The sequence below is a fragment of the Jannaschia sp. GRR-S6-38 genome, from assembly GCF_029853695.1.
GTDB lineage: Bacteria > Pseudomonadota > Alphaproteobacteria > Rhodobacterales > Rhodobacteraceae > Jannaschia > Jannaschia ovalis.
Genome location: NZ_CP122537.1, coordinates 263,478 through 285,268 on the forward strand (window position 1 = coordinate 263,478; position 21,791 = coordinate 285,268).

Annotated in this window: 20 protein-coding genes and 2 tRNA genes; 12 read left to right on the top strand and 10 right to left on the bottom strand. The window is 70.8% G+C overall.

Annotated elements, in window-relative coordinates; genetic code table 11:
- Positions 1-32: 32 nt before the first annotated feature.
- The 6 genes from P8627_RS01270 to P8627_RS17000 form a co-directional block, all read right to left on the bottom strand.
- Complete coding sequence (locus P8627_RS01270) at positions 33-872, bottom strand: sulfotransferase family protein (protein WP_279965673.1); 840 nt, start codon at positions 870-872, stop codon at positions 33-35.
- Positions 873-889: 17 nt separating this feature from the next.
- Positions 890-2,086, bottom strand: coding sequence for a glycosyltransferase family protein (locus P8627_RS01275; RefSeq protein WP_279965674.1), 1,197 nt, complete (start codon positions 2,084-2,086; stop codon positions 890-892).
- Positions 2,079-4,376, bottom strand: coding sequence for a GumC family protein (locus P8627_RS01280; protein WP_279965675.1), 2,298 nt, complete (start codon positions 4,374-4,376; stop codon positions 2,079-2,081). The genes P8627_RS01275 and P8627_RS01280 overlap by 8 nt, the downstream gene beginning before the upstream one ends.
- 358 nt (positions 4,377-4,734) lie before the next feature.
- Positions 4,735-5,007: a hypothetical protein gene (locus tag P8627_RS01285; RefSeq protein WP_279965676.1), complete on the bottom strand. Its 273-nt coding sequence runs from the start codon at positions 5,005-5,007 to the stop codon at positions 4,735-4,737.
- A gap of 119 nt (positions 5,008-5,126) precedes the next feature.
- Positions 5,127-5,519, bottom strand: coding sequence for a sugar transferase (locus P8627_RS01290; protein WP_347882305.1), 393 nt, complete (start codon positions 5,517-5,519; stop codon positions 5,127-5,129).
- Complete coding sequence (locus P8627_RS17000; protein WP_347882285.1) at positions 5,407-5,802, bottom strand: sugar transferase; 396 nt, start codon at positions 5,800-5,802, stop codon at positions 5,407-5,409. Before P8627_RS17000 ends, P8627_RS01290 begins: the two co-directional genes overlap by 113 nt.
- A 327-nt stretch (positions 5,803-6,129) precedes the next feature.
- Between P8627_RS17000 and P8627_RS01295 the strand changes: the two genes are divergently transcribed.
- Positions 6,130-6,999: a sulfotransferase domain-containing protein gene (locus P8627_RS01295; RefSeq protein WP_279965677.1), complete on the top strand. Its 870-nt coding sequence runs from the start codon at positions 6,130-6,132 to the stop codon at positions 6,997-6,999.
- Positions 7,000-7,013: 14 nt separating this feature from the next.
- On the opposite strand, the gene P8627_RS01300 is transcribed toward P8627_RS01295, so the two are convergent.
- The gene (locus P8627_RS01300) at positions 7,014-8,315 is read right to left on the bottom strand and encodes an O-antigen ligase family protein (protein WP_279965678.1); all 1,302 of its coding nucleotides are present in this window, start codon (positions 8,313-8,315) and stop codon (positions 7,014-7,016) included.
- Positions 8,316-8,486: 171 nt separating this feature from the next.
- Between P8627_RS01300 and P8627_RS01305 the strand changes: the two genes are divergently transcribed.
- Positions 8,487-10,517: a LamG domain-containing protein gene (locus P8627_RS01305; RefSeq protein ID WP_279965679.1), complete on the top strand. Its 2,031-nt coding sequence runs from the start codon at positions 8,487-8,489 to the stop codon at positions 10,515-10,517.
- Between the two features lie 238 nt (positions 10,518-10,755).
- Here the strand turns inward: P8627_RS01305 and P8627_RS01310 are convergent.
- A tRNA-Cys gene (locus tag P8627_RS01310) sits at positions 10,756-10,829 on the bottom strand.
- A 166-nt stretch (positions 10,830-10,995) separates the two neighbouring features.
- On the opposite strand from P8627_RS01310, the gene P8627_RS01315 reads away from it, so the two are divergent.
- The 3 genes from P8627_RS01315 (at position 10,996) to P8627_RS01325 (ending at position 13,903) form a co-directional block, all read left to right on the top strand.
- Complete coding sequence (locus P8627_RS01315) at positions 10,996-11,622, top strand: protein-L-isoaspartate O-methyltransferase family protein (RefSeq protein ID WP_279965680.1); 627 nt, start codon at positions 10,996-10,998, stop codon at positions 11,620-11,622.
- Between the two features lie 100 nt (positions 11,623-11,722).
- Entirely contained in the window at positions 11,723-13,036 is a 1,314-nt protein-coding gene (locus tag P8627_RS01320; protein WP_279965681.1) for a TolC family outer membrane protein, read from the top strand.
- Between the two features lie 114 nt (positions 13,037-13,150).
- A complete protein-coding gene (locus P8627_RS01325; RefSeq protein WP_279965682.1) occupies positions 13,151-13,903 on the top strand; it encodes a hypothetical protein in 753 nt (250 codons plus the stop codon).
- Between the two features lie 87 nt (positions 13,904-13,990).
- Here the strand turns inward: P8627_RS01325 and P8627_RS01330 are convergent, their stop codons facing one another.
- Positions 13,991-14,329 carry a DUF6280 family protein gene (locus P8627_RS01330; protein ID WP_279965683.1) on the bottom strand — a complete coding sequence of 113 codons (339 nt, stop codon included), beginning with the start codon at positions 14,327-14,329 and terminating at the stop codon, positions 13,991-13,993.
- Between the two features lie 325 nt (positions 14,330-14,654).
- Between P8627_RS01330 and efp the strand changes: the two genes are divergently transcribed.
- Positions 14,655-15,218: an elongation factor P gene (efp, locus tag P8627_RS01335; RefSeq protein ID WP_279965684.1), complete on the top strand. Its 564-nt coding sequence runs from the start codon at positions 14,655-14,657 to the stop codon at positions 15,216-15,218.
- Positions 15,219-15,243: 25 nt separating this feature from the next.
- Here efp and P8627_RS01340 read toward each other — a convergent pair whose 3' ends face one another.
- Positions 15,244-15,831, bottom strand: coding sequence for a TetR/AcrR family transcriptional regulator (locus P8627_RS01340; protein ID WP_279965685.1), 588 nt, complete (start codon positions 15,829-15,831; stop codon positions 15,244-15,246).
- 90 nt (positions 15,832-15,921) lie between these two features.
- Between P8627_RS01340 and P8627_RS01345 the strand changes: the two genes are divergently transcribed.
- The 6 genes from P8627_RS01345 (at position 15,922) to P8627_RS01370 (ending at position 21,576) form a co-directional block, all read left to right on the top strand.
- On the top strand, positions 15,922-16,221 hold the full coding sequence (locus P8627_RS01345) for a hypothetical protein (protein ID WP_279965686.1): 300 nt from the start codon (positions 15,922-15,924) through the stop codon (positions 16,219-16,221).
- 117 nt (positions 16,222-16,338) lie between these two features.
- Positions 16,339-17,583, top strand: coding sequence for a homoserine dehydrogenase (locus P8627_RS01350; protein ID WP_279965687.1), 1,245 nt, complete (start codon positions 16,339-16,341; stop codon positions 17,581-17,583).
- A gap of 10 nt (positions 17,584-17,593) precedes the next feature.
- Positions 17,594-18,625, top strand: a complete 1,032-nt coding sequence (gene mgrA / locus P8627_RS01355; protein WP_279965688.1) for an L-glyceraldehyde 3-phosphate reductase — start codon at positions 17,594-17,596, stop codon at positions 18,623-18,625.
- Positions 18,626-18,698: 73 nt separating this feature from the next.
- On the top strand, positions 18,699-19,670 hold the full coding sequence (gene glpX / locus P8627_RS01360; RefSeq protein WP_279965689.1) for a class II fructose-bisphosphatase: 972 nt from the start codon (positions 18,699-18,701) through the stop codon (positions 19,668-19,670).
- 2 nt (positions 19,671-19,672) lie between these two features.
- Positions 19,673-21,424, top strand: a complete 1,752-nt coding sequence (gene recJ, locus P8627_RS01365; protein WP_279965690.1) for a single-stranded-DNA-specific exonuclease RecJ — start codon at positions 19,673-19,675, stop codon at positions 21,422-21,424.
- Between the two features lie 77 nt (positions 21,425-21,501).
- A tRNA-Glu gene (locus P8627_RS01370) sits at positions 21,502-21,576 on the top strand.
- Positions 21,577-21,791: the final 215 nt, after the last annotated feature.

Below are 21,791 nucleotides of genomic sequence, written 5' to 3' on the forward strand. Positions count from 1 at the left end.
CCCTCCCCAGTTCCGCATACCGCCGCGCCCCGTCACACCGACCACCCGGGAAAGTCGAGCCCCGTCATCGCCCGCAGCCGCGCGGCATCGGGGGCCAGGTCGTCGCGCATCCGCGCGCGCAGCGCCTCGGGCAGGGCCTCGGGCCGCCGGTCGCGCCCCCGGGCCAGCGCGGCGCGGATGCGGTCGCGCGTGTCGCGCCCGACGAGCCCCGCCACCCGCCGTCCAAGCGGCGACCGGGCGAAGCGGAGCGCCGGGGCCGGCACGCGGGCGAGTTCACGGCTGTCATTCGCCGCGCCCGCCCGCCCGATCGGTCGGGGCGCGACGCCCACATGGGCGTGCACGCGGTCCATCACCGTCTGCGGGTCGCGGCGCAGATCGTCGAAATCGAGCACCAGGATCGCCGCGCGGCCGAACTGCGCGAGATAGGGCTCGAGCTGGTGGGCGTAGCGGCTGGCATCGAGGATATGCGCGTATTCGTGGCTATCAGTGAAGCCCTCCGCGGCGGGCGAGAGGTCGCCCATGATGATGCCGTGCCGCAGCTGGCTTTCGGCCCGGGCGACGGGGTCGCGCAGGATGTAGATCAGCCGGACCTCCGGGCAGGCGGCCGCGATGCGGGCCGGCACGCCGGGGAAATCGCGCCGTTTGGTGTAGTTGGGGCTCGCCTCGCCGCGCACGGGCCCGCGCCCCGAGAACTGTGCGGCGTACCAGTCGAGGCCGCGGTCCCAGTTCTTCTCGGCGACGAAGAAATCCGTCTCCTTGTCGCGCGACATGTCGATCTGCGGATGGTCGGCCAGATGCCGGTAGAGCGTCGTGGTCCCGCATTTCATTGCGCCGATCACGATGAAATGCGGCAATCCCGGCGCGGTCGCCATCGCGCGAGCCGAAGCCGTCACGACGCCACCGTCAAGGCGCGGACACGGTCGATCGCGGCGCCGATCTCGGACGGGTCTTGGACGAAATCGCCATCGGCCCGGTCGAGCAGGGCCTGCCCCCGGGCGCGGATCGCCTCGCGCGGGAGCGATCGGAGGCGGGCCTCCAGCAGGGCGGGATCGGGCCGGTCGATCGCCCAGCCCAGCCCGTCGGCCGCCACGCGGCGCCCCGTTTCGGTCCCGGCCAGGGCGAGGCTGGGGCAGCCCGCCCAGCTGGCCTCGTAGATGCGGTTCGGGAGGAGCCAGTCGGAATTCGCGCCGCGCCGCCAGAGATCCTGTGCCCAGACGAGGTCGAGCGATCCGTAGATCCGCGCCAGATCATCGGGATAGCTGTAGGGCCCGTGCACGAAGATGTTGCTCTGCGCGGCGATGGCGGCGTCGAACCCGGGGAGCGCGTGGCGGTGGACGACCCCGTGGATGTGGATCTCGACTTCGCCGCCCATGCGGCCCGCCAGCACGGCCAGCAGATCGAGGCTGGGCGCGCAGCGGATAGTGCCGACCCAGCCCAGCCGCAACGGACCCGCCCGCGCGGGCCGGACGGCCGGGCGCTTTGGCAGGGCCATCCCGGCCGCGAGCTTGTTCTCCCAAAGCGCCCACGGGCCGCGCCAGCCCTGCACGGGCTCGAAATACTGCCGGATGAAGGCCGGGGAGGAGACCGCCAGCATGTCGACCCCCGCCAGCAGGCCGCGCTCGGCCGCGCGCATCGCGGCGGCGCGGGCCCCCGGCCCGGTCAGCGCGGCATGGATATCGAGACATTCGTAGACGAGCGCCGCCCGCGACCCCGCCATGCGCCGCGCGGCGGCGGCGATGGCCAGCATGTCGAGATTGCGCGCCACGATCACGTCGGCCGCGCGCAGCCTTTCGCGATGCCCCGTCATCTTCAGCATGGCCGCGGCGACCACCGCCGCGCGCCGCCCCAGCGCCTCGTTCCGCGTCTCGTAGAGGCGGGTATCGGGCCAGTCCGGCGTGAAGCCTGCATTCATGTTGCGGCGGCGCATCGTGAAGCTGTGCACCTCGTGGCCCAGCGCGATCATCGCGCGGATGCGGCGGATCTGGCTGATCTCGGCCACATCGAAGCCGAAGACCTCGATCCGGGCGGGCTTGGGCCGGGTCGCGGCGGCGGGGCCCGGTATCGGACGGGTCGCGGGCTCAGCCATGGGCCAGGGCGATGTCATGCGGGTTGTAGGAACGGTAACGCGGCAGCGGCGCCCGGGTGTAGAGCACGCCCAGGATCCGCGACCGGTCGAGGCCGCGCCGGCGCAGCGCTGCCGCCACCTGGTCGCGCGGCGTCCGGCCCCAGCGAATGGTGAAGATCAAACGGTCGCACAGCGCCGCCAGCGCCGGCGTGTCCGACCGGGCCTGAAGCGACGGCAGGTCGACGATGACGTAATCGAACCGTGCGCGCAGCGCCGCCAGCGCGGTGTCCAACCGGTCGATATCGCCCGGCGCGGCGGATCGCGACGGTCCGGCATCGGCATTGCCAACGATCGCGAGGCCCGGAAATTCCGGCATGGCCTGCAGCGCCCCGGCGCTGGCTTCGGGATCCTCGACGAGCCAGCGCAGCGTGTTGCGCGCGGGAAGGATCGGCGCGACGAGGCCGGTCAGCCGCCGGGTGACGAGGTCCAGGTCGACGAGGACCGCGCGCTCGCCGCGATCGGCCAGAAGGTTGGCGAAATTCGCGGCCGTGGTGGTCTTGCCCTCGCCCTCGACCGCGGAGGTCACGCCGACCACCACGCCACCGCGGCCATTGGCGATGGTGTCGTGGCGCGCCGCCAACTGCATGTGGATCATGCGCAGCGCGTCAGCGGTGACGGAGGACGGGTGGCGCAAGACGAAGTCCAGGCGGCGCGCATTGGGCGGCAGGCCCGATTGATGCTCCGCCGTTTCGTCGCCCGCGTCGGGCGGGCGGTCTTCGCCGTCCTGCTCGGACGGGAAACTGGGGATCAGCCCCAGATGCGGCAGGCCCAGCGCGTCGGCGACATCGTCCTGCCGGCGGAAGCTGCCATCCGTGGCCTCCAGCACGAAGACCGCGCCCAGCGCGAGGACGAGGCCCGCGAAGGCGGCCAGGATGACGACTTGGCGCGATTGCGGCGCGGCTTTGACGTCGGGCGGCACGGCCCAGGCGATCACCCGCGCCGAGGTGGCGTCGAAGGTCAGAAGCTGTGCGGCGGAATTGTACTCCTCCAGAAGCCGTTCGTAGAGTTCGCGCTTGGCCTCGGCATCGCGCTCGAGGCGGCGCAGCTCGACCGTGCTGCGGACATCCTCACCATATTGCTCGCTCAGCTCGTCCGTGACCTGGCCGAGCGACGCCACCCGCCGGTCCAGCGCGTCGGCCGCGGCGCGCAGCCGATCGCGGATCACGGCGTATTCGGCGATGATCAGCGCGCGCGTCTGGGCGAGCTGCTGGCGGACGGTCACCACGACGGGCGCATCGGGGGCCCAGTTGACCAGAAGCGCCTGCTCCTCCTGCTGCAGCTCGGCATAGCGCGTCTCGAAATCGTCGAGCGCAGAGGTCCGCTCCTCCTCCGCGATCTGGATCGCGTCGATGGCGCCGGCCGCGATCTGCTCGTCGAGCTGCGCGACCTGGATCGAGAGCGCGAGGGCTTGGCTGCGCAAGGTCACGAGCTCCTCGATCGCGGCGTTCAGCCCGACCTCCGTCGGCAGGAGCTGACCCTCGGGAGCGAGCAGATCATTGGCGCGCCGGTACTCGGCCACCGCGGTCTCGGCGGCTTGCACCTCGCCGCCCAGCTGCGCGATCCGCTCTTCCAGCCAGACGCGGTTGCGCTCGATATTGGCCGTCTTCTGGGCGACCGAGAGGCGCAGATATTCCCGCATCAAAGTGTTCACCGCCTCGGCGGCGAAGCGCCGGTCGGGCGAGCGATAGGCCAAGTCGATCACGAAGGTGTCGCCGGCGCGCGAGACATCCATGTTGCGCATGAAATCCCGGCGCAGCGCCTCCATCTCGCGGGCGCGCCGGAGGTCTTCGGGCAGCATATCGGCATCTGGCGCATCGGCGGAGGGGTCGCGCCCGAACAGGCCCGCCACCCGCCGCGCCAGTGACGGCCCCGCATGGGGTTCGGGCTCGAGCCCGAGCGCGCGGATCGCGCTCGCCGTCACCTCGCGCGAGGTCAGCACGCGCAGCTCGCTATCCACCGTCAGCGCGTCCGACATCAGGAGCGCCGGCGTGACCTGGTTCTCGGTCTCGAGGCCGCGGCCGACGCGCGGGTCGATCAGCAGCGCGCCGTTCGCGCTGAAGAGCGGCGTCGCGCTCAGGGCGTAGATCGCGGCGAGCACGGCCGCCGCCGTCACCGCGCCCGCGATAATCGCCCAGCGGCGGCGCAGGGTCTCCGACAGGTCGCGCAGGACGTCGCCGGTCTTCATCTCGGGCATGAAGACGTCGCGATCCGACGAGTCGAGGCGCAATCCCTTGAGGCGTGTCGTGTTCATCGGGACTGGACCGTATCGTTGCCGCTGCAGGCGTGCGGATCCGCGCCGCTGCGGAATTGCGGGCAGGCCGGTGTCGAAAAGGCGCTCGAATTCGGCGCCGCTGCACACGACCTTAGCCTCGGCCAGATCGAGAACCAGCGGCGGAATGGGGGTCGCGACGGCCGGTGGCGGAATTTGGCCATTTCCCGAATACCATTCGCGGAAGCCCGCTCACCATTCGTGGAACGGCAGGGCGGAATTCCGAAAGCGATGCGCCGATTCGTGCCCGTTTGCGGTTGAACCGGGTAATGGAGTGCCGCCGCAGAATGCTCCGGATTTCGAAACTGGCGAAATCGGCGTCAAACCGCCGCCGATTTCCTCAGCGTCTGAGAAAGACGAAGAAGACTGTGATCGCCGCGCCGGCCAGACCGTAGATCGGAATCAGGAGCCAGAGCGGAATCACGCCGGAGGACCACAGCCAGATCGCGAGCAGGAGCGCGAAGGGCATGGCCGCCAGCACCGCCGCCATCCCGCCGAGCTTGAGCTTCTTGCGGGCGCTGTCGGCGTCGTCGGCGGCGCGGCCCCGCGCCGCCGGAGCGGGTTTGCCATCGGATGCGGCCGATCGGTGCGACGCGTTAGTCATGGCCGACATTTACCCCACAAGCCGGCGGCCACCAACGTCCATCGCGTCGAAGTGATCGGATCACCGACCGGTGTTGCCGGCGTGGCGCGCGGCCGCCCGGGGACCGCTTGCGCGGCGTGGGGTTTGGCTCAGCGGCCGGTGCTGTCCAGCACCGCGTTCGCCGTGCGCATCATGATCACGATATCGCCCTTCAGGCTGCGGTTCATGCGATACTCGACATCCAGCTGGACGCGTGTGTCGTAATCGACATCGTTGCGACCGGACACCTGCCAGAGGCCCGTGATCCCGGGCCGCAGGGACAGGTAACACCATTCATAGCCGTCATATTTCGGCAACTCGTCGGATGTGATCGGGCGCGGGCCAACGAAGCTCATCTCGCCGCGAAGCACGTTCCAGATCTGCGGCAGCTCATCGAGAGAGGTGCGGCGCAGGAAGGCGCCGAGCGGCGTGATTCTGCGGATCGTCGACGAGCTTGAAGTCGCGTGACCACTCCGCCGCGGCCGCCGGGTTCTCGGCCAGATGCCGCCGCAGCACGGCCTGCGCGTCGGGCACCATCGTGCGAAGCTTCCAGCATTTGAAGCGGCGTCCGTTCCGGCAGACCCGCTCGTGCCCGAAGAACCCCGGCCCGCCATCAAGTCGGACGAGGACATAGAGGACGAGGATCAGCGGCAGGAGGATCGGCAGGAGCAGGACGGCCATGCCCAGGTCGAAACCCCATTTCGCGAAGGCATCGAAGGGCCGGTCTGCGACGCCGGCCTCCTCGGGGGTTCCATCGTATCGGAACAGGGACTCTGATGGTCTCATTCGGAACTCCGATCGGGGATCTGCCCGAATTGCGTTCGGGTCAGCTGACGCTTGGAGACCGTAGGGTCCGGGATCGGGTTCTCAAGAGAATGATGAATGCGCGTCGGGGCATTGGCGGAATTACGCGAACGAAAGGCGGGAAAGCGTCATCGGTTCCGTTTCGAAATCGATGCGTCGAATATCGCACTTGGAATTCGGCTCGGATTGGCGCAGCCCTCGCGGAATCGCGGGCCGGGCGGGATATGGCGCGGATGCGACACGTTCGGGAGCCGCCAGTGCGCCGAAATGGCCCGTCCCGGCGCGCTCCTTGGGATCCGGAGGTCCGTGATGCGACCAGACCAGGCGACGTTCATCGGGATCGGGGCCCAAAAATGCGCCTCGACTTGGCTCTACGGCGTGCTGGCGCAATGCCCCGACCTGCGGGTCAGCGACGAGAAGGAGGTCGATTTCTTCTCCTACCGGTTCGACCGGGGATACGAGTGGTACGAGCGCCGCTTTGTATCAGGGCGGCCCCGCCGTCACCGCGGGGAGATCTCGCCCTCCTATTTCATCCATCCCGCCGCGCCCGACCGCGCCGCAGCCTACAACCCGGATCTGCAGATCCTCGTCTGCCTGCGGGACCCGGTGGCGCGCGCGTTCTCCAACCATCTCCACGAGGTGCGGAAAGGCCATGTCTCGGGCGCGAACGTCGCCTTCGAGGCCGCGCTGGACAACAATCCGCTCTACGTCGACCAAGGGCGCTACGCCACGCATCTGTCCCGCTGGTTCGACGCCTTCCCGCGAGCACGCATCCACGTCCTGTTCCAGGAGGAAATCCGGGCCGACCGCGCCGCCGCGGCGCGGCGGGTGACCGACGCGCTCGGCCTGCCGCCGATCGCCGATTTCCTGGATCGGCGCGCCAACGAGAGCGTGCGCTACCGGAACCCGGTGCTCGGGCGAACGCTCTGGCGGCTCGGCCACGCCGCCCGCCGCGCGGGGCTGGGCCGGGCGGTCGAGACCGCGAAGGCCCTGCCCGGCATCCGTGAGATGCGCGACGCCAATCGCGAGCGCCTGCGCGAGGTGGTGGCGCCCATGAGGCCCGACACCGAGGCGCGGCTGACGGCGATGTTCGCCCCCGAGGTCGAGCGGCTGGAGACGCTTCTGGGGCGCGAGACGCCGTGGCCGCGCTTCCGCCCTGCGGCGGCGGGCGTCGCCTGAGCCGGTTTGCTGCGTCAGGCGCGTCCCAGGCGGGCCCGGCCGGCGGGTGCGGGCGCAACCGGCATTCGGCGCAGGTCCTCCCCGGCCGAGACCGCAAAGGCCACGAGGAGGACGATCATGATCTCGTGGGGGCGGAAGAGGGAGGCACCGACCAGCGAGGCGACGACGATGCCGACCAGGATCGCCAGCGCCCCGGCGACCGCCGGCTGCCCGTCGCGCAGGAACAGCCGCAGCAGGCGCTGGCCCGCCAGCAAGATCGTCGCCAGCATCGCCACCAGGCCGGGCCAGCCGACCGAGACCAGGATCTCCAGCGCGAAGTTGTGGAAGGACGCGGCGTCCCGCGCGCCCGCCTCGTAGGTCAGGACCCGGCCGTTGGCGAATTCGGGGGCCATCCAGAAGGCCCGGTAGCCGGTGCCGAGGACCGGGTGGTCGCGGTGCACGTCCATCGCGATGTCCCACAGCAGCGTCCGGCCCGTCAGCGTGCTGGACTTGCCGACCGCGGACAGCACCGCCTCGACCGGGTGAATCCCCATGAGCGCGAGCCCGAGTGGCGTGAGCGCCAGCCCGAGGACGGCCACCGCCACCATCGCGATGCCCAGGACCGACGGGACCCGCCGGGCGCAGAGAAGCAGCACCAGCCCGATCATCACCGGCAGCAGGAGCACCGAGGTGGCCGATTTCGACAGCGCCAGGGCCAGCAGGTTCACGCCCAGCGCGCCCAGCGCCAGGGCCTTGAACACGAGCCCCGCCTCGGCCCGGCGCATCAGCAGGACCGCCGCCAGTGCCGCGAGACAGAAGAGCGCGCGCTGGCCCAGCATGTTCTTGTGCGCGTAAAGCCCGGACAGCCCACCCGCCTCGGTATAGATCGGCCAGGGGAAGACCCCCGTCGCCCAATGCAGGAGCGAGAGCGCCGATCCGGCGGTCAGCAGGACGGCGACGCCCTTGAGCAGCACCGTGATCGAGTAGCGCCAGCCCAGATAGGCCGCGATCACCACCGTCATCGCGAGTTGAAGGGCCGAGACCAGCGTGCCGGCCGGCGCTCCGGACCACAGCGTCGAGGCGAGGCAGACGGCCGGATAGGCCATCACCGCGCCGCTGCGCATCGCCAGCGGGACCATGGCGGGCCAGGTCATCCCGATCCGCAGGAGCGCCAGCCCGTAGCAGGTCATCCAGGCCAGCGACTGGATGGGCCCGAGCTGAATCAGCATGTCCGAGGCGGCGGCCAGGACGAGGCAGAGAAGCGTCACGTCGGCCAGCGCCCAGAAGGCCCGCTCGGTCGCGCCTGGCGCGGGGATGCCGGCGGCGGCGACGGTCATCGCGCGCCGGGCTCGCGGGCCGGGGTGGAGCTTCTCCGCCTCTTCGGGAGGCTCGGGGGCGGCGAGGTTGCGGTCATCTGGATCCGAGTGGTTTGGTTTCGGGACGGGGCCCCGGCCCGGGCGGCCGCGCCGCCATCGACATCGCGCCCAAGACCCACGGAGCCCGCGCCAATGGCCTTCCCTAACCGATCCGGGCGCGCGTCTCTGCCCCCCCTCGCCGCGGGCCTGCTCGCCGCGCTTGTTTCCGCCCATGCCGCGGCGGCGCCGCCCGATCTGTCCGGCACGGTCCCGATCTTCGAGGAGCGTTTCGCGGACGGCCTGTCGCGCTTCGACGGTCGGCGGGGCCTCTGGTCGACGCTGGGCCGGCGGCAGGTCCTGATGACCAACGCCGCCGAGACGGTCTTCCTGGACCGCGGCGTGATGCCGCCCGGGATCGACGCGGAGCTGCCGCCCCTGCATGTCGTGACCGAGGACGGGTTGTCGCTGCGGACGGTCCCGCTCTCCGAGGACGCGCGGGCGGCCGTGGGCGACTACCTGCGCCGCAGCGGCCAGGGCGGGCGCGCCGACAAGGTCCGCTTCGCGACGGCGCAGATCACCACGGCCGAGACCTGGGCCCAGACCTACGGCTGGTTCGAGATCGAGGCCCGCATCCCGCGCGGCCGCGGCCGCTGGCCGGCCTTCTGGCTGACCTTCGCGGGGCGCGGCTGGCCGCCAGAGATCGACATCTTCGAGGCCTATGGCGCGGGCATCGCGCAGCCCACGCCGAAGGACGCCACCTTCAACACCGCCGTGATCTTCGACGCGTTCGACGAGACCGGTGCCGCGGTTCACGACACCGATCTCGTCAATCGCTTCGACCCCGACCCGGTCGCACGGATCCCGCGCGCCAAGACCCGAGGCGACCGGGACGTCTTTACCCTGTCGCGCCAGCACGACGCGCCCGGCATCTACGACGCCTTCCACGTCTGGGCCGCGCTCTGGACGCCCGAGGAGATCGTCTTCTTTTTCGGCCCCGACCGCGCCGGCCTGCGCGAGATCTATCGCATGCCCACGCCCGCCGACGTGCGCGCGCCGATGCACGTGATCGCGAACGACCAGTTCACCGCGCGCGGCGGATGGTGGCCGGCGGACCGGGCGATCGAGGCGGTGCTCGCACCCGAGAACGACTTCGCGATCCGGTCGATCACCCTGCGCGCCCTGCGCCCGGCACTGGTGCTGGACATGGCGCGGGGGGACGCACCCTTCGATCCGCGCGACAGCGTGATCCGCGACACGGGCGGCGACGACATCATCGCGCCGGGGGCCGGGTTTGACCTCGTCGAGTTGTCGGGCGGGGCCGACGAGATCCGCATCGCGCGCGGGCGCGAGAACAAGATCATCGCGGGCTTCGGGCCCGATGACCGGCTCGTGCTCGATGGCTTTCCCTTCGCCAGCGCCGAGGACGCCCTGTCGCGGCTGACCCAGGTCGGCCCGGATCTGTGGCTGACCGCGCCGGCCGATCCGTTCTGGCCGCAGACGGTTATCCTGCGCGACACCGCGGCGGCGGATCTGACGCCGGACCAGGTCCGCCCGCGCTGGCCGGTGGGCACGGATATCCGCGCCGCGCGGGCCGATCTTTCCGACGCGCCCGAACGCGACGGCGATCGCGATGGCGTCGTCACGGCCCAGCCAATCGGCAGCCGCTTCAAGGATGACGGCCGTGGGATGCGCTTCGCGGGCGGGCCGGGGCCCGACCGCTACATCATCGCGAACCCGGAGACCGTGATCCTGGAGCCCGCCGATGGCGGGGTGGACGAGCTGATCGCCTGGGGCGCGCATGCGCTGCCGCTCCACGTCGAACGCGGCGTGTTGCGCGGCGGGGGCGGCGCATTGACCGGATCGCGCGGCGACGACCGGCTGGAGGCGGAGGGGCGGCGGCTGACGCTGTCCGGCGGCGCGGGGGACGACCTCTACGTGATCGCGCCAGACGCGCGCGCGGTGACGATCTCGATCGCGGAGGGTGCGGGGCATGACGTGCTGCGCGGCTGGGGCGACGGGCACCGCCTCGAACTCGCGGCGGCGCTGGTAGCGGAAGGCCTCGCGCGGGTCGAGCCCGCCCCCGAGGGCGCGCGCCTCGTCTTCTCGCCGATGCAGTCCCTAACCCTGGAGGGGGCATCCGTGGCGGAGGCGAAGGCGGCCCTCGAGGCCGCAACGCTTCAGTGACAGCTCCGGCGCGGCGATCCGGCCGGTTCCGCGCTGACCCGCCGTCCGAGCCGGACGGAGTTCGTCAACAGAGTTGGCGGATTGTCCGCAACCTCGCGGCGGCCCGCCCCCACATCCCCGGATCGACGTCGCGACTTCGGGCCACCGAAGGACGCGCAGGAGCGCTACTAAGGGCAGAACGCCGATACCTTCGCGCGATGACGAAACTTCAGCGAAAAGAAGCAGTTCGGGGAAGGTCTGGAGGCGAGTACCGGAATCGAACCGGTGTGCACGGATTTGCAATCCGCTGCGTAACCACTCCGCCAACTCGCCGCCGGGGATGGGCGTTGCCATAGCGCGCCACCGGACCGCCCGCAAGCGTCCGCGGCCGGGCTTTGGCGTTGCGCCGCGCCGGGCATTCGTGCTTTCTGAGGCGAAAGAACAATGAACCGGCGAGTTCAGATAGACGATGGCGATATCCCAGCACCCCTTGCGTACGATGATGGTGGACACGCAGGTCCGCCCTTCCGACGTGACGAAGTTCCCGATCATCGCCGCGATGCTCGACGTCGCGCGCGAAGCCTTCGTGCCAGGCGCCGCCAAGCCGGTTGCGTATATGGACGCGCCGGTCCCGCTGGGCGGCGGGCGCGAGATGCTGGACGCGCGGAATTTTGCCAAGATGCTGGACGCGCTGGATATCGACCGCGCCGACCAGGTCCTGATCATCGGCGGGGGGCTGGGTTATTCCGCCGCCGTGCTGGCGCGCATGGCCGACTCCGTCGTCATGCTGGAAGAGGACGAGGCCATGGCCGCAGAGGCCGAAGCCGCCCTGGCCGCCGACGAGGTGATGAACGCCGCCGTGCTGCAGGGGCCCTTGGCCGAAGGCGCAGCCAAGGCCGGCCCCTTCGACGTGATCCTTGTGGAGGGCGGGGTCGAGCGGATCCCCGACGCCCTGACCGATCAGTTGAAGGAAGGCGGGCGCATCGCCGCCATCTTCATGACCGGCCGGCTGGGCGAGACCCGCCTCGGCCGCCGCATCGACGGCCGCATGGCCTGGCGCTTCGCATTCAATGCCACCGCTCCGGTTCTGCCGGGGTTCGAAGAACAGCGCGGATTTCTTTTGTGACCGCGACCCTCGGGAGGGACGGGACATGACGAATTGGACATCTAGCATGCGCGGTGCGGCTCTGGGACTCGGAGTCGCCCTCGCCTCGGCGCTCCCGGCGATGGCGGAGACGCTGACCGACACGCTGATCCAGGCCTACCGGTCCTCGCCGCTCCTCGAACAGCAGCGCTTCCTGCTGCGCGCCACCGACGAAGACGTGGCCGTCGCGGTTTCCGCGCTGCGGCCGGTGATCAGCGCGCAGGCGGCCTATTCGAAGACCAACACCAATGTCGGCGACGTGCGCACCACAACGACGACCGGCGGGTCGCTTTCGCTGCTTCTGGATTACACGCTGGTCGATGGCGGCCAGCGCTACCTGCGGATCGGCGCGGCGAAGGAGGCGGTCCTGGCGGCGCGCTACGGGCTGCTGCAGCAGGAACAGAACGTGCTGCTCGACGCGGCCGAGGCCTTCCTCGACCTGCGCCTCGCGGTCCGGACCGTCGATGTGCGCGAGAGCAACCAGCGCCTGCTCAGCCAGCAGCTTCAGGCCGCGCGGGACCGGTTCGAGGTGGGCGAGGTCACGCGGACCGATGTCGCCCTGGCCGAGTCGCGCCTGGCCACCGCGCGCTCGCTCTTGGCCGGCGCCCGCGGGCAGGTGGACATCGCGCGCGAGATCTATCGCCTCGCCGTGGGCGAGTTGCCCGACGCCTTCCTCGCCGCGCCGCCGCCCGCGCCGCAGCTTCCCGCCACGGTCGACCGTGCGCAGGCCCTGGCGCTGCAGATCCACCCGCTGATCCTGGCCGGCCAGCACGAGGTCACCGCCAGCCGCCTGCTCGCCGAAGCGGCCGAAGCCGATCGCCTTCCGACGATCAACCTCGGCGCGAACGTGAGCTACGGGCGCCCCGACACGCTGACGAGCGGGGTGTCGATCACCGGGAACGTCCCGATCTATAACGGCGGCCGCCTTTCGGCGCTGAACCGCCGCGCCATCGCGCTGGCGCAGGCCTCCCGCGCCGAGCTGGCACAGACGGGCCGGATCATCACCGACGGCGTCGGCAGGGCCTGGGCCGGGCTGCAGATTGCGCAGGCCCAGATCATCGCCACGCGCGAGGCGGTTCGCGCTGCGCAGGTCGCCTTCGACGGCTTCCGCGAGGAGGCGTCGCTCGGCGCGCGCACCACGCTCGATGTCCTCGATGCCGAGCAGGACCTGCTCGACTCGCGGGTCGACCAGCTGCAGGCCGAAAGCGACGCGCAGGTCGCGGTCTACCGCGTCCTGGCGGCGATGGGCCTGCTCACCACCGAGCATCTGGGCCTGTCGGTCGAGCGCTACGATCCAACCGTCTACTACAACCTCGTCTCCAACGCGCCGGCGATCTCGCCCTCCCAGCAGGGCGGCCGTCTGGACAGCGTGCTGCGGCGTTTCGGTCGCAACTGAACGCCGGCTTCGCCCTTCGGGCGCGCCCGACATGGACGCGCCCCGGGGGTGACGTGCTAGGGTTTTCGAAAGGGGCGCGGCAGAAGATCGCGCGAGGTTCGAGCGGAGACGGACATGGCGCAGTCACATGACATTGAGGACGTGCTGTCCTCCATCCGGCGATTGGTGGCCAGCGATCCGGCCGAGGCCGCGCTGGGAGGCGATGACGGGCCCGCGTCGGACGCGGCGGACGCCGAAGCGCTGGTCCTCGGACCGACGCAGCGCGTGACCGAACCCGAAGACCCATTCCAGATGATCCGAACCCTCGCACAGGAAGAGCGCGACAGCCGCGATGCCGGGCTGTTCACCGATGCCCTGCCCGAGGAGGCGGCCGAATTGACGCGCGACCTGGAGGCGTCGCCGATCGAAGGCTGGGAGGCCCGCCCGGCCACGCCGGACGACGCGCCCGCGGATTACGCCGAGGACGAGGACTACCAAACCGAGATCGCGCCAGTGGGCGAGGTGACGGGCCTCGACGCCCGGACCGCGGAGCCGGTCGGCGACCCCGCCCCGCCGCGCTTCGTTCACGGCATGGCGGAGGACGATGATCCGGTGCCGGAGGCGCCCGTGGACACCACGGCGGATGAACCGGCCGCCGTCGAGACCGCCGCCGCGCAAGACGCGGCCCCGGAAGAGGACGGTTCCGAGGACACGGATCTCTCGGACCTGTCGGACGCGATGTCGGGCGACGAGGCGCTGCGCGAGCTGATCGCCGAGATCGTGCGCCAGGAGCTTGCGGGCGAACTGGGCGAGCGGATCACGCGCAACGTGCGAAAGCTGGTCCGGCGCGAGCTGCGGCAGATGATGAACTCGGAAGAATTCGACTGACGGGCGAACCGACACCCGCAGCATCACATGAAAAACGCCGCGCAACCGATTGGCTGCGCGGCGTTTTTTGTCCCAGCCTCGCGGCGCTCAGGCGGCCTGCGCGGCCTCGGCCAGTTCGGCAAGCTCGGCGGCCTGACGACGCTCGCTCTCCTCGCGGGAGAGGGCGACCGAGGTGCGAACGCCCCGGCTCACGAATTCCATGAGACCCGAGACGACGCGCTCGTTCGGATCGATTCCGGCACAGGACAGAACCTCGCGCCCGTCCCGCGACCGCGCCCAGCGGGCGATCTGATCCGGGCCGTTGCCGTACTTCTTGTCATCGGAAATCGCATCGTCGAGCGCGGCGAGCACGACGGCGGCAAACAGCTTCCGGGCCCGTTGGCCCTGCTCGAAATTGAACGCCGTGGCATCGACGAAATCGGTCATTCCCGCACTCTCCATTATGGCTCTTGCATCTTCCCCGAGGGGCCCGCCTAACATCCCGAATACGATTCGGGCTATGCATTTTGCGAATACCCCACTTGCACTCAGCGGATATCTGCTGACAGGCCCACACCAGTACTGGTCGCTCTCCCCGCGAACCTGACGCAACATATGGTGCCGGACCGGATCATTTCAAGTTTTCGTCATAGTTTCGTCGGAATCCTCACGTTCGGGATCGACTCCGCGCTCTTGACCCGCCCCGCGCGGCTTGCCCGTGGCAGGACGCAGCGCTATGCGGGCGCCAACACCCGGTCAGCGAGCGAGCGACATGCCCAAGATCAACGGAAACGAGATCCGTCCCGGCAACGTGCTGGAACATGATGGCCATCTTTGGACGGCCGTGAAGGTCGACCACGTGAAGCCCGGCAAGGGCGGCGCCTTCGCGCAGGTCGAGATGCGCAACCTTCGCAACGGCTCGAAGCTCAACGAACGCTTCCGCTCCGCCGACAAGGTCGAACGCGTGCGCCTGGAGCAGAAGGACCAGCAGTTCCTCTACGAAACCGACGGCAAGCTCGTCTTCATGGACACCGACACCTACGACCAGGTCGAGCTCGATGCCGAGATCCTGGGCGAGCGCCGGCCCTTCCTGCAGGACGGCATGATGGTCCAGATCGAGTATTACGAGGACGAGGCGCTGAACGCGACGCTGCCGCAGAAGGTGACCTGCAAGATCGTCGAGACCGAGCCGGTGGTGAAGGGCCAGACCGCCGCCAACAGCTTCAAGCCGGCGCTTCTGGACAACGGCATCCGCGTGATGGTGCCGCCCTTCGTGGGCCAGGACGAGGATATCGTCGTCAACACCGAGACGATGGAGTATTCCGAGCGCGCATGACGCGCACCGCCGGGACCGGGGCCGCTCAGGCCCCGACCATCCCCCGGGCCATGCCCGCATAGATCCGCTCGACCGCCCCGCGGTCCAGCCGCCCGCCCTCGCGGAACCAGGTGTTCACGCCGGTCAGCATGGCGATCAGCGCCATGCCGGCCAGCTTGACGTCGGGCACGCGCATCGCGCCCGACGCCGCGCCCGCGCGCAGGATGTCCTGCGGCACCGCCTCGTATTCGCGGCGCAGCCGCTCGATCTCGGCGAAATTCGCGGGCTCGAGCGAGCGCAGCTCCATGTAGGCGATGAACACCGCGTCGGGCCGGTCGAGATGGAACCGGATGTGGAAGCGCGCGAAGGCGTCGAGCCGCGCGACCGGGTCGCCGCCGGGATCGGCCGCCGCCCAGCCGGCCAGGACCTCGGTCATGTGGTCGCGCATCAGCCCGGCGAGCAGGGCCTGCTTGTCCGGCGTGTAGTGGTAGAGCGCCCCCGCCCCGATCCCGACCTCGGCCGCGATCTGGCGCATGGAGACGGCGGCGTAGCCGTGGCGCGCGAAGAGCCGCTCCGCCGCCTGCCGCACGCGCGGGCCGGTCACGCCGGCATCGGATCCGCTGGGTCGCGCCATGGGGCGATCTAAATCGAACGGGCGTTCAATTCCAAGCGGCCAATTTCAAGCGGCTTGTCGCGCCGCGCGGCCCCGCCTACCGTCCGCGCCATGATCCGCGCCCTGCCCGTCCTCGTCCTGCTGACCGCCTGCGCGCCCGAGTTGCCGCGCCCCGAGGGCACGATCTCGGCCACGGCGCTGGCGCAGACGCTGCCGCAGCTCGTGCCGCTGGACCCGCTGCTGGCGCGCGCGGCCATCCCGTCGCGCGCCGAAGCGGCGCAGGCCGCGCTGGCGCGCCGCGCGGCTCTGCTGCGCGCCCGCGGGGTCGCCCCGCCGCCCGCAAGCGACCTCGACGCCCGCGGCGCCGCGCTTCGCGCCCGCGCGGAGGCGCTGCGCGCCGTCGAGATCTGACGCCCGCCCGCGTTGCACCGCCCGGCCCGACCGGCTACCCCTGCCCGCGACCAGCCCAGCCACGGAGCGCGCCGCAATGACCACCCCCTCCGCCTCGGAATCGCGGGCCTCGGCACCGTGGGCACAGGCGTCATCAAGATCGTGCAGGCCCATGCCGCGGCGCTGGAGGCGCGCACGGGACGGGCCATCGCGATCGGCGCCGTCTCCGCCCGCTCGCGCGGGAAGGACCGGGGCGTGGACCTGTCGGGCTACGGCTGGGAGGACGACCCCGTCGCGCTGGCGCGCCGCGACGACGTCGACCTGTTCGTCGAGCTGATGGGCGGCTCGGACGGCCCGGCCAAGGCCGCGACCGAGGCCGCGCTCGAGGCGGGCAAACCGGTGGTGACCGCGAACAAGGCGATGCTGGCGCTGCACGGCCAGGCGCTGGCCGAACGCGCCGAGGCGGCGGGCGTTGCGCTGCGCTTCGAGGCCGCGGTGGCGGGCGGTATTCCTTGCGTGAAGGCGCTGAGCGAGGGGCTGGCGGGCAACGCCATCAGCCGCGTCTCGGGGGTGATGAACGGCACCTGCAACTACATCCTGACGCGGATGGAAAGCGCCGGCCTGCCCTATGCCGAGGTCTTCGAGGAGGCCCGCGCCCTGGGCTACCTGGAGGCCGATCCGACGCTTGACGTGGGCGGCATCGACGCCGGACACAAGCTCGCCATCCTCGCCGCGATCGCCTTCGGGGTTCAGGTCGATTTCGACGGCGTCCAGCTTCAGGGGATCGAGCGCGTCTCGATCGACGACATCCGCCGCGCGGGCGACATGGGCTACCGCATCAAGCTGCTGGGCGAGGCGCGCCGGACCGCGGCGGGGATCGAGCAGTCGATGCGCCCGACCCTGGTGCCCGCCGACAGCCCGCTGGGCCAGCTCGAAGGCGGCACCAACATGGTGGTCATCGAGGGCGACGCGGTGGGCCAGATCGTGCTGCGCGGCGCGGGCGCGGGCGAAGGCCCGACCGCCAGTGCGGTAATGGGCGATGTCTGCGACATCGCGCGGGGCCTGACGCTGCCGGTCTTCGGCCAGCCCGCCGCGACGCTCGCCGCGCCCCGCCGGGCCGAGGCCGCGACGCCTTGCGCGCATTACCTGCGCATGACGCTGCATGACGAGCCGGGCGCGCTGGCGCGCGTGGCGACGGTGCTGGGCCAGGCCGGGATCTCGATCGACCGGATGCGCCAATACGACCATCCGGGCGAGGACGCGCCGGTCCTGATCGTCACGCACCCCTGCGCGCCCGACGACCTGGCGCGCGCCTTGCAGGGCGTGACCGCCACCGAAGTGGTCCGCGGCGAGCCCGTGGCCCTGCAGATCCAGACCGCCTGAGGACCCCGCCATGCGCTACACCCCGGCCGCCGACCGCTACGAGACGATGCCTTATCGCCGCTGCGGGCGGTCGGGGCTGAAGCTGCCCGCGATCAGCCTGGGACTGTGGCACAATTTCGGCGACGACAACCCGCACGAGACCAAGCGCGCGATCTGTCGGACGGCCTTCGACCACGGCATCACGCATTTCGACCTTGCCAACAATTACGGCCCCGAGCCGGGCGCGGCCGAGCTGGCCTTCGGGCAGATGCTGCGCGAGGATTTCGCGGGCTATCGCGACGAGCTGATCATCTCGTCGAAGGCGGGCTACCTGATGTGGCCGGGCCCCTATGGCGAATGGGGCAGCCGCAAGTACCTGATCGCCTCCTGCGACCAGTCGCTCAAGCGGATGGGCCTCGACTATGTCGACATCTTCTATTCGCATCGCTTCGATCCCGACACGCCGCTGGAGGAGACGATGGGTGCGCTCGACCACATCGTCCGCTCGGGCCGCGCGCTTTATGCCGGGATCTCCAGCTACAACTCGGAGCGCACGCGCGAAGCGGCGGCGATCCTGCGCGAGCTGGGCACGCCCTGCGTCATCCACCAGCCCAGCTACAACATGCTGAACCGCTGGGTCGAACGCGACGGGCTTCTAGACACGCTCGAGGCGGAAGGCATCGGCTCGATCGTCTTCACGCCGCTGGCGCAGGGGCTTCTGACGAAGAAATACCTCGGCGGCGTCCCCGAGGGCAGCCGCGCGACGCAGGGCAAGTCGCTCGATCCCGACAGCGTCACCCCCGAGATGGTCGCGGCGCTGAACGGGCTGAACGACCTCGCCCGGGCGCGCGGGCAGAGCCTGGCGCAGATGGCGCTGGCCTGGGTGCTGCGCGGCGGGCGCGTCACCAGCGCGCTGATCGGCGCCTCGCGCCCCGAGCAGGTGGCCGATTGCGCGGGCGCCACCGGCAATCTCGATTTCTCCGAAGACGAACTGGCCCGCATCGACGAATTGAGCGGCGAGCGGGGCCTTAATCTTTGGGCGCAGTCCTCCGAAGGGGTCTGACCGGACGCGCAGGCTTGCCCCCTGCCCGCCCCCGACCTATCCCCGGGACACCGCCACCAACAGGACCCTTCCCATGCCCAAGACCGATTTCAACGACCGGATGCTGTCCCTGGGCCTGGCCCGCGTGTCCGAGGCGGCGGCGCTGGCCTCGGCCCGCCTGATCGGCCGCGGCGACGAGAAGGCCGCCGACCAGGCCGCGGTGAATGCCATGCGCGACCAGCTCAACATGCTGGACATCAACGGCACGGTCGTGATCGGCGAAGGCGAGCGCGACGAGGCCCCGATGCTCTTCATCGGCGAGCAGGTCGGCACCGGCAATGGCCCCGAGGTGGATATCGCGCTCGATCCGCTGGAGGGCACGACGCTGACGGCCAAGGACATGCCCAACGCGCTGACCGTGATCGCGATGGGCCCGCGCGGCTCGATGCTGCATGCGCCCGACGTCTATATGGACAAGCTCGCCATCGGGCCCGGCTACCGCCCCGGGGTGGTGACGATGGACATGTCCCCGTCCGAGCGGGTGAACGCGCTGGCCGCCGCCAAGGGCTGCTCGACTGAGGACATCACCGTCTGCGTGCTGGAGCGTCCGCGCCACCAGGAGCTGATCGCCGAGATCCGCGAGACCCATGCCGCGATCCGCCTGATCACCGATGGCGACGTGGCCGGCATCATCCACACCGCCGAGGCCGCGCAGACCGGGATCGACATGTATATGGGATCGGGCGGCGCGCCCGAGGGCGTCCTGGCCGCCGCGGCGCTGAAATGCATGGGCGGGCAGATGTTCGGCCGGCTGACCTTCCGCAACGACGACGAGCGCGGCCGCGCCAAGAAGGCCGGGATCACCAATCTCGACCGGGTCTACACCCGCGACGACATGGTGACCCAGGACGTGATCTTCGCGGCCACGGGCGTCACCGACGGCTCGATCCTCGCGGGCATCAAGCGCGAGGTCGGCTACCTGACCGCCGAGACGATCCTGATGCGGTCCAAGACCGGGTCGGTGCGGCGCATGATCTACCGCAACCCGACCTCGTCCAAGCCCTGACGATGCAGGCGCCGTGGCTGGGCGTCGCCGCGTCCGCCACCGGGCGCCGCTGGACCGGGCTTTCGCCCGAACAGGACCGGCTGGCCGAGGCCATCGCGCAGGCCGGCCATCCCCACGCCCTGGCCCGGCACCTGGCGCGGCGCGGCGTCCTGCCCGAGGGTGTGGCGGGGTTCCTGGCGCCGCGGCTGCGCGACCTGCTCCCCGATCCGCGCGGTTTGAAGGACGCCGAGACGGCCGCCGCGCGGCTGGTCGCGGCCGTAGCGCGGTCGCAGCGGATCGCGATCTTCGCCGATTACGACGTCGATGGCGGCGCCTCTGCCGCGCTTCTGGTCTGGTGGCTGCGCGCGCAGGGCCGGGTGGCGACGCTCTACGTGCCCGACCGGATCGAGGAGGGTTACGGCCCCAACGCTCCGGCGATCGCGACGCTGGCGGCAGCCCATGACCTGATCGTCTGCGTCGATTGCGGCACGCTTAGCCACGACGCGCTGGCGGCGGCGGACGGCACCGACGTGATCGTGCTCGACCACCATCTGGGTGGCGAGACGCTACCCCCCGCGCTGGCCGTCGTAAACCCGAACCGGCAGGACGAGGACGCCTCGCTCGGGCATCTCTGCGCCGCCGCGGTCGTGTTCCTCGTCCTTGTCGAGGCGAACCGGCAGATGAAGGCGGCTGGCGGGGCCGGTCCCGACCTGATGGCGATGCTGGACCTCGTGGCGCTGGCCACCGTGGCCGATGTCGCCCCGCTGACGGGGGTAAACCGGGCGCTGGTCAGCCAGGGCCTGAAGGTGCTGGCCCGCCGCCAGCGGCCGGGCCTCGTGGCGCTGGCCGATGCCGCGCGGACGGACGGCCCGCCGTCGAGCTATCACCTGGGCTACCTGCTCGGGCCGCGGATCAACGCCGGCGGCCGGATCGGCGCCGCGGATCTTGGCGCGCGGCTGCTCGCCACTGCAGACCGGGCGGAGGCGGAGGCGCTGGCGCAGCGCCTCGACGCGCTCAACGAGGAGCGGCGCGCGATCGAGATCCGCGTGACCGAGGACGCCAAGGCGCAGGCCGCGGATCGCGCGGGCCCGGTCGCCTGGGCCGCCGGGCCGGGCTGGCATCCAGGCGTGGTCGGCATCGTCGCCGCGCGCCTGAAGGAGGCGATGCACCGCCCCGCCGTCGTGATCGGGATGCGCGAGGACGGGCTGGGCCAGGGCTCGGCCCGCTCGGTCGCGGGCGTCGATCTCGGCGCGGCGATCCAGCGGCTGGCGACGGAAGGCTGGCTCGTCAAGGGCGGCGGCCACCGGATGGCCGCCGGGCTGACGGTCGAGGCCGGCAAGATCGAGGGCGCGATGGCGCGGCTGGGCGAGCTGATCGCGCGGCAAGGCGCCACGCTGGGCCAGCCGGGCGAGCTTCGCATCGATGGCACGCTGATGCCCGGCGCCGCGACCGTCGAGCTGGTCAACCGGCTGGAGGCGGCGGGCCCCTTCGGCCAAGGCGCCGCCGCGCCGCGCTTCGCCTTCCCGTCGCTGCGCGTGGTCCATGCGAAGCCGGTGGGCGACGGGCATCTCAGGCTGACGCTCAGCGATGGTGGCCCGATCCGGCTGGACGCCATCGCTTTCCGCGCCGGCGCATCGGGCATCTCGCAGGCCGTGGACCGCGCGGCGGGGGCGCCGCTGCATGTCGCGGGACGGATCGAGATCAATCGCTGGCAGGGTCGCGAGAGCGTTCAGCTCAAGCTCGAAGACGTCGCCGATCCGGCCGCCGAGGACTGACCGGACGGCCCGAATTTTCGCCGAAAAATGGCTTGCAGCCCCCCGGACCCTCTTCTAAACACCGCTCACGCCAGCGCGGCCCGTTCGTCTATCGGTTAGGACGCCAGGTTTTCAACCTGGAAAGAGGGGTTCGATTCCCCTACGGGCTGCCAATTCTCCAACATCGACATCGAGATCTTCGCGCCGCTAATTGATGCGCGGCTGTGCTGTCGTACAATCACTCCACCTCCCCAAGCGACGCCTCCCCGGGTCTCCGACGCGCATCATCGCGCCGCGTCGGGAGCGTCTGGCGGCCGCGCGCCGGGGCGCTTTCGCGATCCAGCTTCACTCTGCGCCGTGGTGGTCACTCTAGCCTCGGTCTTGATCG

Excerpts from the sequence above, each read along its gene's own strand:
- P8627_RS01330 (WP_279965683.1), bottom strand. The coding sequence starts at position 14,329 with ATGACCGATTTCGTCGATGCCACGGCGTTCAATTTCGAGCAGGGCCAA.
- glpX (WP_279965689.1), top strand. The coding sequence starts at position 18,699 with ATGCCCAAGACCGATTTCAACGACCGGATGCTGTCCCTGGGCCTGGCC.
- P8627_RS01345 (WP_279965686.1), top strand. The coding sequence starts at position 15,922 with ATGATCCGCGCCCTGCCCGTCCTCGTCCTGCTGACCGCCTGCGCGCCC.
- P8627_RS01285 (WP_279965676.1), bottom strand. The coding sequence starts at position 5,007 with ATGTCGGCCATGACTAACGCGTCGCACCGATCGGCCGCATCCGATGGC.
- efp (WP_279965684.1), top strand. The coding sequence starts at position 14,655 with ATGCCCAAGATCAACGGAAACGAGATCCGTCCCGGCAACGTGCTGGAA.
- P8627_RS01315 (WP_279965680.1), top strand. The coding sequence starts at position 10,996 with ATGATGGTGGACACGCAGGTCCGCCCTTCCGACGTGACGAAGTTCCCG.
- P8627_RS01270 (WP_279965673.1), bottom strand. The coding sequence starts at position 872 with ATGGCGACCGCGCCGGGATTGCCGCATTTCATCGTGATCGGCGCAATG.
- P8627_RS01340 (WP_279965685.1), bottom strand. The coding sequence starts at position 15,831 with ATGGCGCGACCCAGCGGATCCGATGCCGGCGTGACCGGCCCGCGCGTG.
- P8627_RS01325 (WP_279965682.1), top strand. The coding sequence starts at position 13,151 with ATGGCGCAGTCACATGACATTGAGGACGTGCTGTCCTCCATCCGGCGA.
- P8627_RS01295 (WP_279965677.1), top strand. The coding sequence starts at position 6,130 with ATGCGACCAGACCAGGCGACGTTCATCGGGATCGGGGCCCAAAAATGC.
- P8627_RS01300 (WP_279965678.1), bottom strand. The coding sequence starts at position 8,315 with ATGACCGTCGCCGCCGCCGGCATCCCCGCGCCAGGCGCGACCGAGCGG.
- P8627_RS17000 (WP_347882285.1), bottom strand. The coding sequence starts at position 5,802 with ATGAGACCATCAGAGTCCCTGTTCCGATACGATGGAACCCCCGAGGAG.
- P8627_RS01320 (WP_279965681.1), top strand. The coding sequence starts at position 11,723 with ATGGCGGAGACGCTGACCGACACGCTGATCCAGGCCTACCGGTCCTCG.
- P8627_RS01280 (WP_279965675.1), bottom strand. The coding sequence starts at position 4,376 with ATGAACACGACACGCCTCAAGGGATTGCGCCTCGACTCGTCGGATCGC.
- recJ (WP_279965690.1), top strand. The coding sequence starts at position 19,673 with ATGCAGGCGCCGTGGCTGGGCGTCGCCGCGTCCGCCACCGGGCGCCGC.
- P8627_RS01305 (WP_279965679.1), top strand. The coding sequence starts at position 8,487 with ATGGCCTTCCCTAACCGATCCGGGCGCGCGTCTCTGCCCCCCCTCGCC.
- mgrA (WP_279965688.1), top strand. The coding sequence starts at position 17,594 with ATGCGCTACACCCCGGCCGCCGACCGCTACGAGACGATGCCTTATCGC.
- P8627_RS01275 (WP_279965674.1), bottom strand. The coding sequence starts at position 2,086 with ATGGCTGAGCCCGCGACCCGTCCGATACCGGGCCCCGCCGCCGCGACC.